Source organism: Micromonospora sp. NPDC006766, from assembly GCF_040636055.1.
Classification (GTDB): domain Bacteria; phylum Actinomycetota; class Actinomycetes; order Mycobacteriales; family Micromonosporaceae; genus Micromonospora.
In genome coordinates this window covers 190753-205669 of sequence record NZ_JBEYIX010000001.1, presented here as the reverse complement: position 1 = coordinate 205669, position 14917 = coordinate 190753, and the positions used below count along the sequence as shown (strand labels likewise).

Annotated in this window: 17 protein-coding genes and 32 tRNA genes; 4 read left to right on the top strand and 45 right to left on the bottom strand. The window is 68.6% G+C overall.

Annotated features, from left to right (window positions below; translation table 11 throughout):
- Positions 1-62 precede the first annotated feature (62 nt).
- Together ABZ671_RS01545 and ABZ671_RS01540 are read left to right on the top strand one after the other, a co-directional pair.
- Positions 63-1298, top strand: coding sequence for a hypothetical protein (locus tag ABZ671_RS01545; protein WP_357849435.1), 1236 nt, complete (start codon positions 63-65; stop codon positions 1296-1298).
- Between the two features lie 109 nt (positions 1299-1407).
- Positions 1408-1995 (top strand): hypothetical protein, encoded by a 588-nt coding sequence (locus tag ABZ671_RS01540; RefSeq protein WP_357849432.1) that lies wholly within the window; start codon positions 1408-1410, stop codon positions 1993-1995.
- 317 nt (positions 1996-2312) lie between these two features.
- On the opposite strand, the gene ABZ671_RS01535 is transcribed toward ABZ671_RS01540, so the two are convergent.
- From ABZ671_RS01535 to ABZ671_RS01400, 28 genes are all read right to left on the bottom strand, one after another.
- Positions 2313-2386 (bottom strand) — tRNA-His (locus ABZ671_RS01535).
- A 20-nt stretch (positions 2387-2406) separates the two neighbouring features.
- Positions 2407-2478, bottom strand: a tRNA-Val gene (locus ABZ671_RS01530).
- A gap of 76 nt (positions 2479-2554) precedes the next feature.
- Positions 2555-2627: transfer RNA gene (locus tag ABZ671_RS01525), tRNA-Asn, on the bottom strand.
- Between the two features lie 5 nt (positions 2628-2632).
- Positions 2633-2704 (bottom strand) — tRNA-Glu (locus ABZ671_RS01520).
- A gap of 10 nt (positions 2705-2714) precedes the next feature.
- Positions 2715-2786 (bottom strand) — tRNA-Val (locus ABZ671_RS01515).
- A 2-nt stretch (positions 2787-2788) separates the two neighbouring features.
- A tRNA-Met gene (locus ABZ671_RS01510) sits at positions 2789-2864 on the bottom strand.
- A 2-nt stretch (positions 2865-2866) separates the two neighbouring features.
- A tRNA-Lys gene (locus tag ABZ671_RS01505) sits at positions 2867-2939 on the bottom strand.
- A gap of 56 nt (positions 2940-2995) precedes the next feature.
- A complete protein-coding gene (locus ABZ671_RS01500) occupies positions 2996-3325 on the bottom strand; it encodes a hypothetical protein (protein WP_357849429.1) in 330 nt (109 codons plus the stop codon).
- A 42-nt stretch (positions 3326-3367) separates the two neighbouring features.
- Positions 3368-3439 (bottom strand) — tRNA-Arg (locus ABZ671_RS01495).
- Positions 3440-3444: 5 nt separating this feature from the next.
- Positions 3445-3516 (bottom strand) — tRNA-Arg (locus ABZ671_RS01490).
- A 4-nt stretch (positions 3517-3520) separates the two neighbouring features.
- Positions 3521-3592, bottom strand: a tRNA-Lys gene (locus ABZ671_RS01485).
- A 1-nt stretch (position 3593) separates the two neighbouring features.
- A tRNA-OTHER gene (locus ABZ671_RS01480) sits at positions 3594-3680 on the bottom strand.
- 5 nt (positions 3681-3685) lie between these two features.
- Positions 3686-3757, bottom strand: a tRNA-Pro gene (locus tag ABZ671_RS01475).
- 5 nt (positions 3758-3762) lie between these two features.
- Positions 3763-3836 (bottom strand) — tRNA-Pro (locus ABZ671_RS01470).
- Positions 3837-4006: 170 nt separating this feature from the next.
- Positions 4007-4078: transfer RNA gene (locus ABZ671_RS01465), tRNA-Arg, on the bottom strand.
- 4 nt (positions 4079-4082) lie between these two features.
- A tRNA-Ile gene (locus ABZ671_RS01460) sits at positions 4083-4156 on the bottom strand.
- 1 nt (position 4157) lies between these two features.
- Positions 4158-4245, bottom strand: a tRNA-Ser gene (locus tag ABZ671_RS01455).
- 4 nt (positions 4246-4249) lie between these two features.
- Positions 4250-4324 (bottom strand) — tRNA-Asp (locus ABZ671_RS01450).
- A 101-nt stretch (positions 4325-4425) separates the two neighbouring features.
- A tRNA-Ala gene (locus tag ABZ671_RS01445) sits at positions 4426-4498 on the bottom strand.
- Between the two features lie 173 nt (positions 4499-4671).
- Positions 4672-4749 (bottom strand) — tRNA-Leu (locus tag ABZ671_RS01440).
- 1 nt (position 4750) lies between these two features.
- Positions 4751-4827 (bottom strand) — tRNA-Met (locus ABZ671_RS01435).
- A gap of 90 nt (positions 4828-4917) precedes the next feature.
- Positions 4918-4991: transfer RNA gene (locus ABZ671_RS01430), tRNA-Thr, on the bottom strand.
- Between the two features lie 5 nt (positions 4992-4996).
- Positions 4997-5069: transfer RNA gene (locus tag ABZ671_RS01425), tRNA-Leu, on the bottom strand.
- Positions 5070-5074: 5 nt separating this feature from the next.
- A tRNA-Gln gene (locus ABZ671_RS01420) sits at positions 5075-5148 on the bottom strand.
- Between the two features lie 40 nt (positions 5149-5188).
- Positions 5189-5632 carry an HNH endonuclease gene (locus tag ABZ671_RS01415; RefSeq protein WP_357849426.1) on the bottom strand — a complete coding sequence of 148 codons (444 nt, stop codon included), beginning with the start codon at positions 5630-5632 and terminating at the stop codon, positions 5189-5191.
- 75 nt (positions 5633-5707) lie between these two features.
- Positions 5708-5780: transfer RNA gene (locus tag ABZ671_RS01410), tRNA-Gly, on the bottom strand.
- A gap of 182 nt (positions 5781-5962) precedes the next feature.
- Positions 5963-6037, bottom strand: a tRNA-Thr gene (locus ABZ671_RS01405).
- A 112-nt stretch (positions 6038-6149) separates the two neighbouring features.
- A tRNA-Leu gene (locus ABZ671_RS01400) sits at positions 6150-6237 on the bottom strand.
- Positions 6238-6366: 129 nt separating this feature from the next.
- On the opposite strand from ABZ671_RS01400, the gene ABZ671_RS01395 reads away from it, so the two are divergent.
- Complete coding sequence (locus tag ABZ671_RS01395) at positions 6367-6870, top strand: Lsr2 family protein (RefSeq protein WP_357849423.1); 504 nt, start codon at positions 6367-6369, stop codon at positions 6868-6870.
- A gap of 121 nt (positions 6871-6991) precedes the next feature.
- Here the strand turns inward: ABZ671_RS01395 and ABZ671_RS01390 are convergent.
- From ABZ671_RS01390 to ABZ671_RS01360, 7 genes are all read right to left on the bottom strand, one after another.
- Positions 6992-7077 (bottom strand) — tRNA-Gln (locus ABZ671_RS01390).
- Positions 7078-7083: 6 nt separating this feature from the next.
- Positions 7084-7154: transfer RNA gene (locus ABZ671_RS01385), tRNA-Gly, on the bottom strand.
- A gap of 140 nt (positions 7155-7294) precedes the next feature.
- Positions 7295-7369, bottom strand: a tRNA-Glu gene (locus ABZ671_RS01380).
- Between the two features lie 52 nt (positions 7370-7421).
- Positions 7422-7494 (bottom strand) — tRNA-Phe (locus ABZ671_RS01375).
- A gap of 228 nt (positions 7495-7722) precedes the next feature.
- Positions 7723-7794: transfer RNA gene (locus tag ABZ671_RS01370), tRNA-Ala, on the bottom strand.
- Positions 7795-8028: 234 nt separating this feature from the next.
- A tRNA-Trp gene (locus ABZ671_RS01365) sits at positions 8029-8100 on the bottom strand.
- A gap of 338 nt (positions 8101-8438) precedes the next feature.
- On the bottom strand, positions 8439-8663 hold the full coding sequence (locus ABZ671_RS01360; protein WP_357849420.1) for a hypothetical protein: 225 nt from the start codon (positions 8661-8663) through the stop codon (positions 8439-8441).
- 64 nt (positions 8664-8727) lie between these two features.
- Between ABZ671_RS01360 and ABZ671_RS01355 the strand changes: the two genes are divergently transcribed.
- Positions 8728-8982: a hypothetical protein gene (locus ABZ671_RS01355; protein WP_357849417.1), complete on the top strand. Its 255-nt coding sequence runs from the start codon at positions 8728-8730 to the stop codon at positions 8980-8982.
- A gap of 66 nt (positions 8983-9048) precedes the next feature.
- Here the strand turns inward: ABZ671_RS01355 and ABZ671_RS01350 are convergent, their stop codons facing one another.
- The 10 genes from ABZ671_RS01350 to ABZ671_RS01305 all read right to left on the bottom strand — a co-directional run bounded on the left by ABZ671_RS01350 (position 9049) and on the right by ABZ671_RS01305 (position 14916).
- Complete coding sequence (locus ABZ671_RS01350; protein ID WP_357849414.1) at positions 9049-9630, bottom strand: hypothetical protein; 582 nt, start codon at positions 9628-9630, stop codon at positions 9049-9051.
- Positions 9627-9896, bottom strand: coding sequence for a helix-turn-helix transcriptional regulator (locus ABZ671_RS01345; protein WP_357849411.1), 270 nt, complete (start codon positions 9894-9896; stop codon positions 9627-9629). Before ABZ671_RS01345 ends, ABZ671_RS01350 begins: the two co-directional genes overlap by 4 nt.
- 230 nt (positions 9897-10126) lie before the next feature.
- Positions 10127-10912: a tRNA(His) guanylyltransferase Thg1 family protein gene (locus ABZ671_RS01340; RefSeq protein ID WP_357849407.1), complete on the bottom strand. Its 786-nt coding sequence runs from the start codon at positions 10910-10912 to the stop codon at positions 10127-10129.
- Positions 10909-11340, bottom strand: coding sequence for a hypothetical protein (locus tag ABZ671_RS01335; RefSeq protein WP_357849404.1), 432 nt, complete (start codon positions 11338-11340; stop codon positions 10909-10911). The genes ABZ671_RS01340 and ABZ671_RS01335 overlap by 4 nt, the downstream gene beginning before the upstream one ends.
- A gap of 23 nt (positions 11341-11363) precedes the next feature.
- Positions 11364-11900 (bottom strand): hypothetical protein, encoded by a 537-nt coding sequence (locus ABZ671_RS01330; protein ID WP_357849401.1) that lies wholly within the window; start codon positions 11898-11900, stop codon positions 11364-11366.
- Between the two features lie 167 nt (positions 11901-12067).
- The gene (locus ABZ671_RS01325; protein WP_357849398.1) at positions 12068-12394 is read right to left on the bottom strand and encodes a hypothetical protein; all 327 of its coding nucleotides are present in this window, start codon (positions 12392-12394) and stop codon (positions 12068-12070) included.
- A 635-nt stretch (positions 12395-13029) separates the two neighbouring features.
- Positions 13030-13704 (bottom strand): hypothetical protein, encoded by a 675-nt coding sequence (locus tag ABZ671_RS01320; RefSeq protein WP_357849395.1) that lies wholly within the window; start codon positions 13702-13704, stop codon positions 13030-13032.
- On the bottom strand, positions 13701-13943 hold the full coding sequence (locus tag ABZ671_RS01315; RefSeq protein WP_357849392.1) for a hypothetical protein: 243 nt from the start codon (positions 13941-13943) through the stop codon (positions 13701-13703). The genes ABZ671_RS01320 and ABZ671_RS01315 overlap by 4 nt, the downstream gene beginning before the upstream one ends.
- On the bottom strand, positions 13940-14173 hold the full coding sequence (locus tag ABZ671_RS01310; RefSeq protein WP_357849389.1) for a hypothetical protein: 234 nt from the start codon (positions 14171-14173) through the stop codon (positions 13940-13942). The genes ABZ671_RS01315 and ABZ671_RS01310 overlap by 4 nt, the downstream gene beginning before the upstream one ends.
- The gene (locus tag ABZ671_RS01305) at positions 14170-14916 is read right to left on the bottom strand and encodes a helix-turn-helix transcriptional regulator (RefSeq protein ID WP_357849386.1); all 747 of its coding nucleotides are present in this window, start codon (positions 14914-14916) and stop codon (positions 14170-14172) included. Before ABZ671_RS01305 ends, ABZ671_RS01310 begins: the two co-directional genes overlap by 4 nt.
- Position 14917 lies beyond the last annotated feature (1 nt).

Genomic DNA, 14917 nt, shown 5'->3' with positions numbered 1-14917 from the left:
TCGGTCGCAAACCCGACAAAACCCGTTAACACCAAATCCATCCACGTTCACAACCAGGCCCGATGCTCAGGCGGTCACCCACCTTCACCAGGAAGGACCCGTACGTGCACCTGCGCAAACTGCTTGCTGCCGCACTACTCGGCACCCTCGCACTGACCACCGCCCCCACCACCAGCCCCGCCCTCGCCGACCCCCAGCCGCCCGCCGACCAGATCCCCGGCGGCTTCCCCACCTGGGAAGCGCTGTTCGCCGAACAAAGCAAGAGGAACGACGCCGTGGCGGCGATCCGCGTCGCCGCCGACTCCGCCGGGGACACCGGCTACGGGTCGGCCATCGCCGACCCGACCGCTTCCGCCACGGTTCTGAGGTGGAAGGGTGCCCGGAAGCCCGCCACGCAGGCCGCGATCAACACGCAGAACGCGATCACCCCCATCACGGTGCTCACCGCCGCGTACACGGAGACGGAGTTGGCCAGCGAGGTCACCCGAATCGCCGGCCTTTCCACCACCAAGTTCTATGAGGTGGAGCCCAAGTCCGACGCCTCCGGCATCACGGTGACCTGGAATCCCGGGCAGACGGACCCCACCCTGGCCGCGCAGGTCATCGCCACCTCCACCGTCGCCGTCACGTTCGCGGGCGAGTCCATCGAGCAGCCGCGACCGCTGTCGCGGCAGGCTGACGCCCCGCCGTACAAGGCCGGTGCGCGGACCGATACGTGCACGGCGGGCTTCCCCATCAACTACCCCGACGGCCGCAGCGCGATGTTGTACGCGGCGCACTGCGCCACTTCCAGCGGCCTGCCCGTGTTCGACTCCAGCGGCCGGAAGATGGGCGTGATTGGGGAGCGCAACGTGGCGACGGACGTCGCCACGATCACGTTCCCGGCGACCACCGGGCACATTTGGGACGGCGGCGTCCAATCCAACCTCTACAAGTCGGTCAAGGCGGTCAACACCGTCGGCCTCGGCAACCTGGTCTGCGTGTCCGGTAGCCGCAGCGGAGTCACATGCGGCGGCCAGGTCGTCGCCATCGGCGTGAACAACGGCAGCATCGGTCCGCTTATCAGGTTCGTATCGGTGGACAACAAACCGATGATTGGGGAAGGGGACTCCGGTGCGCCGGCGTACACCATCCGGCCCGACGGCGTGACCGCGGTGGGCATCTTGTCCTCCGGATACGGCGCCTACAAGACGACCACCTGCACCGGCGAGAGCGGCAGGGTGTGTTACAAGGGCGGGCACTTCATCGACGCTCAGCAGGCACTGGCGCGGGTCCACGGGACGATCAAGACGAGCTGACGGCCCGGGAGTGCCTGGGCGAGCCGGCCGGGGGTGGGATGCGTCCCGCCCCCGGCCGGCTCGTTGAACCCGGTATGGGCGGCAGGGTGCCGCCGTCGAGGAGGTTGACATGCTCAGACGTCTCGCCGCGCTGCTGGCCCTGCCACTGCTGGCTCTACCGGCCGGGTGCGCAACACCCGTCGCGTCAGCCGCCGCACCGCAGCCGCAGCCGCCCGTGACCCGTCCGCCGCAGCCGGCCACGCCCGAGCCGGCACAGTCGTACTGGCCGTGGCAGCAGCGCCTCACGGAAGCCGCCGAGGCGGTCAACAACGCCGCCGCCCGACGCTGGCCGGACACGTTCGCAGGCACCAGCGTTGACGTACCCGCCAACGTTCTGATGGTCCACCGCGTCGCTCCCGCCGCAGGACTCGACGCCGCAGTCCGCAAGATGGTGCCCGACGTCACGATCAAAAGCATCGACGCCCGGTACTCGGCGAAGGCCCTTGACGGGTGGATCGCGCAGGTCCGCGCCGACACCGCCTGGTGGCAGCGCCACGGCGTCACCATCCACAGCACCTACGTGCGGATCGGGTTGTGCGTTGTGGCAGAGGTCGCCGACCCGCAACGCGACGCCACCCGGATCAAGGCTCACTACCCGGCCGAGTCCGTGTGCGTAGAGCAGGGCTACCCGGCGGAACCCCTCATCGCGCGACGCTGACCAGGCAAGCGCGAGCGGCGGCCCCACCAGTAGTTCGGGGCCGCCGCTCACCGTATCCACCGATGAGCTACGGGTTTGGTGCGCGTCCCTGGTGCCGACCCAGGTCTGCCCGAAAGCGCCGGATTTACAGTCCGGGGGGCGTGCCGCCGCCCACGACGCGCATGACCGGGGACCACCCCGGAGAAGAGAAGAAGGCCGGCGACCGGCGGGAGCGCTAACCTCTATCGCGGCAGCAGCCCTCCGCGCACACCCGCCGGGCCTTGACCCTGGCTGCCTGGACCGACCCTCGCCCCTAGAATACCGCTTAGCTTCAACGTTGGGGTGACTGGCCGGAGTCGAACCGGCACCTGCGGGACCACAACCCGCCGCTCTGCCATTGAGCTACAGCCACACTCGCGGCCCGAAGGCCAGTACCCGCGGAGAGATTTGAACTCCCGACCCTCGCTTTGTAAGAGCGACGCTCTCCCTCTGAGCTACACGGGCGTGGGGATGACGGGCGGCCCTGGTGGACCACTCACCGCCGGGGAGGGCTGACGCCCCGTACCCGGCCCCGTCACCGCTCCCTCGGCTGGGATCGAACCAGCAACCTTGCGATTAACAGTCGCCTGCTCCGCCAATTGAGCTACGAGGGAATGAGCAGCGCGTACGGGACTCGAACCCGTTCTGCGAGGGTGAAAACCTCACGGCCTATCCCATAGCCGAACGCGCCATGTCTTGCGTGCCCCGAGCTGGTGTCGAACCAGCCACCCCCGCCTTGTCGAGACGGTGCTCTCCCGCTGAGCTACCGGGGCGGGAGCGGGAGCCGGATTTGAACCGGCGATCTCCGGATTATGAGCCCGGCGAGGACGACCTAACTCCTCTATCCCGCAAGTGGGCCGCCGGGGACTCGAACCCCGAACCCTCGGATTAAAAGTCCGCAGCTCTGGCCATTGAGCTAGCGGCCCATGATTCTGCCGGCCACCGGCCGGGGTCGCGACGCCCGAAGGCAGCCGCATCGGCGTTACGGGTTGTCGCGCCGGGTTCGCTTCTTGCGCGCCTCTCGGGTACGCAGGTGGTAGTGCCCAGTCCGCGAACGGTGACACACGTAGGGCTCCAACGGTCCGGAGCCCAACCTTTGAAGCTCCTTGGCGAGCGCTAACGCGTTGTCCAGGCCGTCGATGATGACCTTGTCGATGCTGGTCTTGGCCAGGTCCGGGGTCCGCCACCGCTCGTAGTCGCCGGCCTTGCAGCGCATCGGCTCTTTCGCCCTGCGGTCCCACCTGCCGAACTTCGTAGTCGCTTCGCGGACGAGCTGGGCGCGTAGCTGCCGCCTGATCCGTGCTACGTCCACGAGAGGTAGCGTAGCGCCAAGACAAGGCGAGGGTGTGAGACGCGCCCCGCGCTGGATTCGAACCAGCGCCCCCGCCTTAGGAGGGCGGTGCTCTATCCACTGAGCTAGCGGGGCAAGAGTGCGGCACCCAGGAATCGAACCTGGCACACACGGCTTAGAAGGCCGAGAAGCGCGTCCAGCGCACGTACCGCGAAGTGCCCCCGGGGAATTTTGAAATCCCGGCCCTCCGATTAAGAGTCGGATGCTCTGCCTCTGAGCTACGGGGGCTTGGCGGAAGGTTGACGAGTCGAACGCCGGGGCTTGCACCCCCCTCCGGTTTTCAAGACCGGCTGGCCCCCACGGGCCGGAACCCTCCACGAGTCGGGTACGGGCGACTCGAACGCCCGGCTTCCGCGTCCCAAGCGCGGCGCTCTACCCCTGAGCTAGTACCCGTTGAGTCGGGGTAGCCGGATTTGAACCGGCGACCTCGCGTCCCCCGAACGCGCGCCCTGCCAAGCTGGGCCATACCCCGATGGTGGGGACGTAGGCCGGAGCCGTATCCCCTGGGAGGGTTAGCGTTCGGTACCTCCCTGTGCCACTTACCCGAGTTAGCCGGTGGATGGGTCCGGCTGTCGCTGGCGGGCACACCGCCGATATCCCTTTCGGGACCACCACCACTTTGCCCTGACGCGGTGGTGCGAGTGCCCCCGGCGCGATTCGAACGCACGCTCACGGTTCCGTAGACCGCTGCTCTATCCACTGAGCTACGGGGGCGAGGTGTCGCCGGGCGGGTTCGAACCGCCGACCTCTTCCTTATCAGGGAAGCGCTCCGACCTGCTGAGCTACGACGACTTGGCGGAAGGTGAGGGAGTCGAACCCACAACGGGCCGAAGCCCGCAACGGATTAGCAGTCCGTCTGCCGTACCAATGGCGAACCCTCCATTGCACCGACGACGGGATTTGAACCCGCGGTCTCCACCTTGACAGGGTGGCGAGCACTCCTAGCTGCTCTGCGCCGGCATGGACCGATCGGCGCTGTCCCGGGAGCGACCCGGGTTCCGGGGCTAACGGGCCCCGGCCAGGCTGGGCGCGACCTGCCTACCGTCGCGCCGATCGGTGAGTGGACCCTGCCGGACTCGAACCGGCCACCTCCTGCTTGCAAGGCAGGTGCTCTACCCGATGAGCTAAGAGCCCAGGTGCTCGGCCGGATTCGAACCGACGTCTCCCCCTCGCGAGGGCGGTGGCCCCATCCCACCTTCGAGCTTCCCGGTTCGACGTGACCGCGTCCGTCGCGCGTTGGCCGGGTTCCACGGATTCGCTCACCGCCACCCGCCGGTGACGTCACGCCAGGCCCGTGACCAGCCTGTTGGTACCCCGAGCGGGAGTCGAACCCGCACACTCTGCGGCCTAAACGCAGCGGCTTTGCCAGGTTTGCCTATCGGGGCGTGGTGCCGACGCGGGGTTTCGAACCCCGGAACCTCCGCCTTATGAGGGCGGCGCTCTACCTGCTGAGCTACGTCGGCGGGTACAGTCCTCATCCGGGGGCTCGGACGTGTAGCGACGGGAATTTCTTGGCGAATGCTCCACGATTCTCCACGTCCGAGCCCTCTCTGAGCCGGTGACAGGAATTGAACCTGCGTTCTCCCCATTACAAGTGGGGTGCTCGACCAACATGAGCTACACCGGCATGAGTGCCCTCGGCGGGACTTGAACCCACCCTGTCGACGTCCTCAACGTCGTGCCTCTACCTCTGGGCTACGAGGGCGTGAGCTGCGGGCCGAGGACTCGAACCTCGAAACCTCCCGGGTCAGAACCGGGTGTGCTGCCAGTTGCACCAGCCCGCATCGGGGGCCGGCGAACCGTGATGGGGTCCGCCGGCCCGGGTCACCGCCGCGCGGTCGTCGACCAGGACGGCACGGCCGGCTCAACGAGCAGCCGCATACCGGCCTCGGCCGGTGTCCGGTCGCCTTTCGCCTGGTTGCAGGCGGCGCAGGCGGCGACGGTGTTACGCCAGGTGTTCTTGCCTCCCCGGGAGCGGGGGAGGATGTGGTCGACGGTGCCGGCCGGACCAGTGCAGTAGCCGCAGCGCCGGCCGTCCCGGTGCAGGACACCCGACTTGGACCATGCCGGCCCCGAGGTGTACCGCCAGCGTGTGACTACGTACCGGACGAGGCGGACCACCTTCGGCATGGGGAACACGCCGATCACCTTGTCGGGTTCGGCTTCGTGGATTTCCGCGACCTGCCGGCAGAGCATTCGGATCGCGTGGGCGACCGTGACCCGGTGGAGGGGTCCGAGGTCGGCGTTGATGACGAGTACGGCGTCCACCTGGTTCCCTCCTCTCGGGTTGTTGTGGCCGGGTGGTGTGGCGGTGTCTCGTTGTCTCTGTCAAAGAGACACGCGAGCGGACGACGGGAGTTGAACCCGTGGCCTCGACGTTGGCAACGTCGCGCGCTACCTGCTGCGCCACGTCCGCGTGTGGCCGGTATGAGCCGGCTTGTAGGGTGGTTCGCGCGGGCCGTCGTCCGCGCCGGGCACCGGTTTGCCGGTGTGCCCCTTCGGGGGTCCGGCGGCCTGCCTTTTGCTATCCACACCCGGGTGCACCCCGGGTGTGGCCTCTGATTCAAGCCCCCCGGGGTCAGCCATTTTCCGGGGGTGTGGAGCCGTCGCGGGGAGTTGAACCCCGACCTGCGCACTACCATTGCGCGGCTCTGCCACCTGAGCTACGACGGCGTGGTTGCCTCTCCCACTGGGCGGGAACGCACCTCTCGCCTCGGTGGGCGATTTGGTCCCGCTGGTGCCGGGTCGACCGGCCGTGCGATTCCCGTGGTCTGAGCGAGGCATCTGGTGCGCTCGGAGGGAGTCGAACCCTCACGCCCTTGCGGGCACCGGGACTTGAAGCCGGGGTGTCTACCGTGTTCCACCACGAGCGCGTGTGGTTCTGGGCGAGGTGAGTGATAGCTGTGTCGGCGAGACCAGAAACGTTGACCAGCATTCACGTCTCGGCTACGGTTCGCGGAACGCAACTTGCACGACGGAAGTTCCACGAGTAAGGGGAAACCGTGGCCAAACAAACCATCGTTCAAGTGTTCGACGACATCACCGGCGAACCCGACGCCGCCGAAGTCCAGTTCGGCCACCAGGGCACCGAATATGTCATCGACCTCTCTCAACCCAACCGGGCCGCGCTGGAAAAGGCCCTCGCGCCGTTCGTTGCCGCCGCCCGACCCATCCGCCCACCGCGTGCGTCCGCAACGTCCGCGACCGCCCGGGAAGCCGAGCAGCAGGCATTCCGCCGGCTGGTCCGCCAGTGGTGGACGCGGAACGAGGACAAGGCGGGAAGGCCAGCGAACAGGCGGGGACGTATCCCGGCCGATGTGGTGGACGCGTATAAGCAGCACCAGCTCGGGCTAGTGCCTGCGGCCCGCCCGGCGGTACCACCGGCACGACCGGCGACGGCGGCCCAACCGGCGGCTCCTGTAGCCCGCCCGGTGGTGCCCGCGCCGCGTTCGGCTCCGGCGGCCAGCCCGGTACCGGCGGCCAGGTTCTCGACCGGCGGAAGCTGACGAGTTCACGTCGGGCGCGCTATGCTGCTCGACACTTGACACATCACCTCCTGTTCACCCGGGGAAATGACGGCCTTGCCGCTGCAACGGCAAGGCCGTTCTCCGTTTCCCGGGGGATGAGCTGGGGAAGCAGGGCTCGAACCTGCACGAGCGGATCACCGTCTCCCGAACCAAAGTCGGGCGTGTTGCCAGTTACACCATTCCCCAACGTTGAGCGGTACCGGGGAATTGAACCCCGATCCTCACCTTGGAAGGGTGCAGCTCTGCCGTTGAGCTAGTACCGCAAGGTGACCCGCCTATCAGGCTTCACTCGGCTCCCCTCCTGACAGGGGCAAGGTCGTCCAGAGCCGGGTTATGAGCCCGGTTGGAAGTGCGGACCTTGATGCCGGCGCCGACGACAGGGGCCGTGGGCGAGGCAGGTGCGTCGGCCGTACGAGATTTGAACTCGTGATCTCCACGTTGAGAGCGTGGCGAGCTTTCCAGACAGCTCCAACGGCCGGTGGAGCTGGGCGGGGGCCGGGTGCCTCGCCCGGGAGGTTCCCCCGCCAGCGTGCCCACCCAGGGACTTGAACCCTGGGCCTTCCGAATTTCACTCGGATGCTCTGCCATCTGAGCTAGGTGGGCAGGTGCGCCAGGCTGTGGGCATCGTGCCGGGAGTCGAACCCTCTACGGGCAGGGTGGCCACCCTGACACCGCTTCACCGGACCCGAGTCAAACGGGATCACGCCTGACGACTTGCGCGGTCGTACGCCCGCACCGTCTGTGGGGTGTGCCGTCTGCCCGCACTTTGCGGGGCGGGGACCAGCCGCCCGCCGGGTGGTCAGCCCGACGAATTCGCGGCACACCTTCGCGTGGAGTCGGAGGGACTTGAACCCCCTTCTTCGGTCTGCCGAACCGGTGCTCTGCCAGGTGAGCTACGACCCCATGTGACCATCCCGGCCGGCGGCGGTTGCTGCCGCCGGCCGGGTGATCGCTATGCGCGGGTCGTTCCTGTCCGGTGTATCCGCCACCCGTGGGGGTGGCGTTCCGACTAACGGTGTATCCGACCCGCGTTCACCCTGGCCGGGGGGTAAGCCCCGACCGGGTGTCACATATGCCATCCGCTGTGTAGTTCTCAATGATCATCGCCGAGCCCAGCCCGGAGGCCGGGAGCGTAAGCAGGGGTGACAGGACTCGAACCTGCGCGTCACGACTTTGGAGATCGCTGCTCTGCCGCTGAGCTACACCCCTATGCAGTTGTTGTCCTGAAACGAGAAAGCCGCCCGGTCCCTTGTGGGTGGGCGGCTCGCGGATCGCGTTGTGCGCTAGCCGCGCCACCTGCCCAGGGCCTTGAAGTTGTCGACGGAGCTTGCGGTGATGGCCGTGCACCACCCGCCGCGCGGCGACAACCGCTGCGGTTCGAGGTGCTGGTGGCGCATCATGACCGGCTACTCCCTGATTGATCGGCTTGTTGTTGACGTTAGGTGGTTCGTGGTCGGGTCGGCAATGGGTTTAGCCTGTCCGGCCTGTGTGCGGCGGGTGCCGCTACGCCAACCGTAGGGCATGACCAGGCCAGATAGCAACGACTTCTAGCGAATTTGTTCCGGCAAGTTCCGTCCAGGCTGGCCGGGTAGCCACACGAGCTGTTGAGCCTGCCCGGCCAGTTCTCGCCACACCCGGCGGGCGTGGCTGCCTTTCACCCGCCGCAGGTACGGGGGCGCGTCGACCACCACCCCGTCGGCCACGACCAGGCCGCACGTTGCCCGGGGCAGGACAACCCAGATCAGCCCGTCTGCCTGCGCGTTGTCGTCCACCCGACATCTCTCTCTCGGCGTTGCCAGCCGGCCCGCGCCGGCCACTGGTTGCATCATCGGCCAAATGCGACTATCCCGCGCCCTTGCTGTCCTGGTGGCCGTCCTGGTCCTCGCCAACATTGCGATGATCACGACGGCTGTGCTGCTGCTGTCCGTGTCCCTGCCCGTCCGGTTCTTCGGGGACGGGTTGAGCCCGCACACCCAAACCGTGATCATCTTTGTTGGCATGGTCATCGGCGCCGCACTGTGCGGCTGGTCGGCTAACGCAGTGCTGGGCCCGCTCGTCGGCCGGCTCCTCGGCAGCGGGCGACCGCGCTGACCGCCGGGCCATCGGTATTCCGGCCCGCCCGTTTGTTGTGACTAACGCCCGTCCAGCCGCATTTCGTTACACCTCCGGCGTGGGGAGCCCGTCCGGGCCCCTCGGGGGGAGCATGAGCGACAACGCGGCGTCCAAACGCCGGTTCGGTATCAGCCGAGAGACAACCGCCCACACCACGGGCACGGCAGCTACCGCCGCAGCAGCGGGCAACGGCCACCACAAGGCCAGCCCGTACGCCGTGAACGGCACCTTCGGCAGGGTGTACGCCAGTAGATTCCGCCAGAATCCCTTGTTGAACTGGGCCCGCCACGACTGGTTCCGGGTTCGCTCCCACCGTTCGCGTAGCTCGTCGACCTGCTCGCCGAGCGGCCCGGCCTGCCGCTCGGCGGCCCTGCGTCGTATCTTGCCGAAGCTGACCGTGCTGACGACGAAAGCCGCCAGGAAGTAGCCGGCCGGGATGAGAGCCCACCAGCCCAGCCGCACGCACCCGATGACCGTCAGCGTCCCCGAGGCCAGGGCCATCACCACACCGACCGCTGCCGGCCAGAGTCCGACGCTCACATGGCGTGCGACACCCTTAGCGGCTGCGATGCGCAATTCCCGGTCGGCGCGTTCGTCGTCGCTGATGGGCAACGCTTCGTCGCTCATGCCGTCCCGGCTCCGATCGTGGACGCGGGGAGTTGGATGGTGATGGGCTGGTCGCCGATCAGCTCGGCGAGGGATACGCCGAGCACGTCCGCGATCTGGCAGGCCTCGCCGAGGCGGATGCGGCGCCCGCCTGCCTCGATCGCGACGACCGCGGTTCGGCCCATGCCGATTTGGTTGGCGAGGTCTTCTTGGGACATGCCGCGCGCCCGGCGCACCTGCGCCACGTTGGCGGCGAAGCGTTCTTCATGTGGGGAGAGTGTGCCCATGTGCCGGCATTTTACTAGCGGATGCCGACATTCCTGTCGACCAACCCGCCGCCGATGTCGGAAACCCGCACGGGCGGTCATGCCTCCTCTGCGGCGGGGCAACGCTCGGTGCGCGGGTCGAACACGAGATCAGCCACCGGCCGTGCCCCTACCCTGACGCAGCTCATCGGCCCCGGCGCAGGCGATTCCACAGCTCGTACAGGCAGCCCGCCATGACCAGCACCAGCCGGTCACGCCGCTACCGGGTCTCGCAGGCCAGGCATCACCGGAACGACCTCGGAGAGGAACCCGCCCGGCTCGGCCGTGAAATGCGGTGCCGGCCCGGTCTCCCACCACGAGCGGAACGCGTCCACGGTCTGCACCTCCCGGGTGTGCTTGTGGACGAACGTCACCGGCCGAACCCCCGACGCTTTCACCACCACCCGGCCGCGTTTGCAGCCGTCCGGGTAGTCGTTCCAGTTGATGCCCTTTTCCTGCCGCAGCATCTCCTGCATCTGGCCGGTGTTCACCCCGTGTAGCCGCTTGTGCGGGAACTGCGCCTGCGCGGCCATCGTGATCGAGTTGCGGACGCAGTCACGCTGCCGCCAAACGAAGTAGCTGGCGACCTCTCGCGGGTCGGCGATGGTGAACACCCGCGAGTCGAACAGGGCCATGCCGGGCCGGCGGGCGTTCAGGGTGGCCGTGGCGACCGCCGCCGAGATCGACACCATCTTCGCGGCGACACCACCGAACCACGGCTGCGTGCCGGGGGCGGCGAAGTCGCAGGCGAGGACGCTGATCTCGTCGGACTGCGTGAACGCGAACACCGCGCCGGACACCTCACGGCACAGTGCCTCGGCGGCGGCGTCCATGTCGGCCATGAACTGCTCGTCGTAGGGTTTGACGGCACCACGCAGGTAGCCGTGCGCAGCACGGATGTCCACCCGCATCAGGGTGTACGTCCTGCGAGGCAGCACCAGGCGGGTTGCCTGCTCATATCCCTTCATGCGGTCGCCGAGGCTGGTGTTGTCGGTCACCGCTGTCCCTCCGTCTCCACGTCGCCGCCGTCCTCGCACCACGCGCACGGCGGTCGTTGCACCACATGGCAGCGGCAGCCGGGCTCCACGTCCAGGTCGTCGTCCACGATGACCGTGGCCTTCGGCTTGCGTTTGGGCGGGTTGGCCCGGTAGCGGGCCCGCCGCCGGGCGTTGCGGGCGTCACACCGTTCCTGCCGGACCGCGTCGGCCCGGTCGGTGATGAGTTGGCCGAGCCGTTTCGCGGCGGCCCAGATGTCGTCGGGGGTGCGTGCCTCGGTCAGCGCCCGCACGTCGGCGGTCGCGGCCTGCGCGGCTCGGCGGGCCTCTTGGTCGGTGTCGTCGGTGACCTCGTTGGTGTCGGGGCTGATCTGGGCGGTTGTTGTGTTGGCGGCGGGGTTGTCGGCGAGCTGGGTGGTCGAGCCGGTCACGGCAACTCCAGTCGGTCGGCCGGTCAGTGGAACCGGACGAGGCCACCGTTGGCGGCCAGGCTGAACGCGCGGGTCCAGTTGGTGTAGCGGCCGTCCTCGCCCCACCCCTCGGGGCTCCGGTAGTCGGCGGCGTGCCGCTCGAAGTCGGCGAGCAGGTCCCGCGCCGCTTCGGGCCCGATGCAGCCCTCGTTGTCGGCGAACCAGATCAGCTCGTAGAACGGGCCGTCCGGGTCGAGGTCGGGGTTGAACTGCTGTTGAAGGTCGGCCCGCCAGGCGTTGTACCCGCCGTAGGAGCCGGCCGCGAACTTGTGCCGCTTGGTCGCGGTGGTGATCTCGTAGCAGCCGCCCGTGATGAGCTTCGCACCGTGGGTGGTCTTCGTGCCGAGGACAGGGATGCCCCGGAATGACGCGGGGAAGGTGTCGTAGGCGTACGCCTGGACGTGGTCGTCGTAGTGACACCAGTCGTCGAGACCGCCGGGCTCGCCCTCGTTCTGGGTGGGGTCCTTCTCGTGTCTGCCGATGTGGTTGAGGTGGCTGTAGGCGGCGATGTCGAGTCCCATGCGGTGATCTCCCGATCTCGATAGCGGTTACGTCTACCAAGCTACATCATGCTCCCCGATGGTGTCCACGACATCCACCTCATCGGCGACCTCACGGTCCAGTTCCCGCCGCAACTGCCGCCGCACCTGCCGGGGTGACCTCGACCGGTCCGGCATCCGAGCGACCGTCAAGAGCCCGCCCCCGCGCTGCCGGTGTCGTCCTCGGCCGGCGTGCACGCCTCGGCGGCATCCTTCGCGGCCTGTCTGACGCCGACCTGACACACCCGACGCAGCAGGCCGGCATCCACCACCCGCACCACGTCACCGCCGTCGTCCACCCAGTCGATCGCACCCAACCCGACAAGCCGGGTCATCGCCCTCACTACCGCCAGCCGCAGCCGGTAGTCGTCGTCGCCCGGTACGTCCGGCGCAACCCCCGCCGCCCGCAGCAACGACCGGACTTCCACCGCCGGGCCCGACCCGGCCAGCAGCAGGTGGTAGGCGATGACCCTCACCCGGCCAGGCAGATCACCCGGCCGGAAGGCGTCGGTGACAACGTGCCACACCACCGCATTGGTCGGGTCACACCGATAGGCCGGGATAGGTGCGGTGTGATCCCCCGACACCGCAGCCTCCGCCAAAGCCTCATCTTCCGTCGCCAAAATCCCCGGCTTCCCGCATTGGACGCACCGCCCGCCGGCCTCCTCGAACCTGCGGCGGGTTCGGTTCGCCCGGTACCTGCGACGTTTGCGGCCACGCGCCTCGAAGTCGGGCGGTGTCCAACCTCGGTTTTCGTAGAAGCGGGTGACCGTCTGGTGGCGCTTGTCGACGGTCCTGGTGTGCCATCCGTCGCAGATCGGGCAGTGGTATGACTGCTCCCGGTTCCCGTACCGTTGGGCGGCGCGGTTCGCCCACCGGTCCGCCGCGCTTTGGCTGGCTAGCCGAACCTTCTCGGCGCACTTTTGCTTCGGGCTGTCGGTCATGGTGTTCCTCCTAACGCCACAACGATCCGACCGTCACGGGCATCCGGGCCAGGCTCACCGGGCACCGACACCATGGTTCGGGCACCGGCACGGCTGCGGCTTCCGGCGGGCGCGGAGACGCGGCGGGATCATGAACGGCCCGACCAGCCGCAGGCGCGTGGCGTCGATCATGCCGCGTTCCGCTCGCAGGTCGACGTGATCGCGGTGATCTCGTCGGCGTCCAAACGGCGCCACACCCTGCCCTCACCCGGCACCGACACCAGCACCACCTTGCGCGGCTCCACAGTCAGCACGCACCCGTTGACCAGCAGCCGATCGTGTAGGCAGCCCCGGTCCGAGCACGGGACGCGCACCGTGTTGCCGGTGAGCTGCCATCCGCCCGTCTGAACATAGATGGCGTACCAGGCGTGGGCGGGCTCCCCGGCCGCATCCACCGCGCTTGGATCCGACGCCACGAACCCGCCGCAACCGCAGTTGGTGTCGGGGCAGACATGACCGCGGCGGCCCTCAGACAACCGCTCCCGGTCCGCGTACCGCGCCTGCCGGCCCGACACCATCGGACACGCCTGGGAGGCGTACACCGCGCAGGGCGGGCACAGCGGCGGCTCATCAAACGTGCGGGCGGCGAGCTGGTTGGGGCCGCCGAACAGCACCGCCAACCGGCCGAGCGGACCACCGCACGTTTGGCACAGGTTCTCCCGCCAGCACCGTTCGTAGGTGGCCTGGTGTGGGGTGCGGAAGTCCACCCCACCGTCGGCGAGGCGAATGTTCACGAACGGGGCGGCCAGGCCGCCGACGACGGGCCGGTGCGCGCACGACGCGGGAATCGGCGGGGTACTCAACGGGCCGGCTCCTTCCGCCGGTAGCGGTGGGCGGCGCGGGCGGCTTCCGTCCACACCCGCGCCGCCTGGTCGTACGGCAACGTATCGAGCAGCCGGCGGGCCAGCAACGGCAACTCGCCACGGGTCGCGCCGGCCTGCACCCGGGCCAACCGGTGCGGGGTGATGGGGGTGGGGAGGCTGCCGGCGAGGACACCGATCACCTCATGCCCGTCGGCGGCCCGAATGGTCGCGGCGGTCACGCTGTCACCACCGCATACTCGGCCACCGCGTCGGCGAACTCGTCGGCCGGCAACGCCGCCAGGTCGACCGCGTCCGACAACCTCGGCACACGAACCAGCGCACCCCCGTCGTCGGCCCGCGCGCCGCGCGAGACGGCGGGGGCGAGCAGGGCGTGAGCGCGGCCGACAGCCTCCACCATTGCCGCCAGTACGGCGTCAGGCCAGCCGCCGCGGCAGTCCGGGCTGCTCACGCCGTCACCTCGCCTGCACGGGTGCTGTGCGCCGGCCCGAGGTCGCCGGCCTCACGAGCCTGAGACACCCAACGGCCTGCGCTGCGATGCGACAGGTTGAAGTGTTCCGCGACGGCAACCGTGGGCGGATGCCCCCGCTCGACAGCCTGCCGGTACACCCGGGCCGCTTCCTTCAGTAGCTCCGGCGTGGTGGTGCGGCGCCGCCGCTTGGGTCGGGGTGTGGCGGTGACTGCCGCCGGGTTTGTGGTCACCGGCAGGCTGGCGGGCTTTCCTGCCCTACGAGGTTCGTGAATCCATGCCTCGGCGGATGTGAAGTAGGCGGTAGCGATCTGGGCGGCGGCGGCAGCGCGGGGGTCGCTGCCAGCCGCGAAAGCGTCGATGGCTTGCTCAAGCCAGCGATCGCCAGCCTTGTAGCGGTCATCGGGGGTCGTGGGGGAGTGGTGATCGTCGACTGTTTTCAGCGGCGTGGTTCCGAACAGCAGTTGGGACGGGTCTACTTCAAGCGCGTCCGCTAGGACGATGAGTTCGTCGACGGTGAGGTCACGCCGTCGCTGACCGTCCGCGTCTCGCCGCCCGGTCTCGATGTTCGCTAGGGCGGCTTCGGTGATGTCGGGGGATCCGAGAGCGGCGCATCGCTGCGCGAGTTGGGCCCGCGTCATGTCTGCGGCTCTGCGGTGCTTGCGGATCCTGCCCACCACGGCGTCGCTGATTGTCTCGGTGGTCGGCTTCGGGATGCCGGTCATC

Coding starts and splice junctions, on each gene's coding strand:
- ABZ671_RS01330 (WP_357849401.1), bottom strand. CDS start 11,900: ATGGGACTCGACATCGCCGCCTACAGCCACCTCAACCACATCGGCAGA.
- ABZ671_RS01540 (WP_357849432.1), top strand. CDS start 1,408: ATGCTCAGACGTCTCGCCGCGCTGCTGGCCCTGCCACTGCTGGCTCTA.
- ABZ671_RS01545 (WP_357849435.1), top strand. CDS start 63: ATGCTCAGGCGGTCACCCACCTTCACCAGGAAGGACCCGTACGTGCAC.
- ABZ671_RS01345 (WP_357849411.1), bottom strand. CDS start 9,896: ATGGGCACACTCTCCCCACATGAAGAACGCTTCGCCGCCAACGTGGCG.
- ABZ671_RS01350 (WP_357849414.1), bottom strand. CDS start 9,630: ATGAGCGACGAAGCGTTGCCCATCAGCGACGACGAACGCGCCGACCGG.
- ABZ671_RS01305 (WP_357849386.1), bottom strand. CDS start 14,916: ATGACCGGCATCCCGAAGCCGACCACCGAGACAATCAGCGACGCCGTG.
- ABZ671_RS01355 (WP_357849417.1), top strand. CDS start 8,728: ATGCGACTATCCCGCGCCCTTGCTGTCCTGGTGGCCGTCCTGGTCCTC.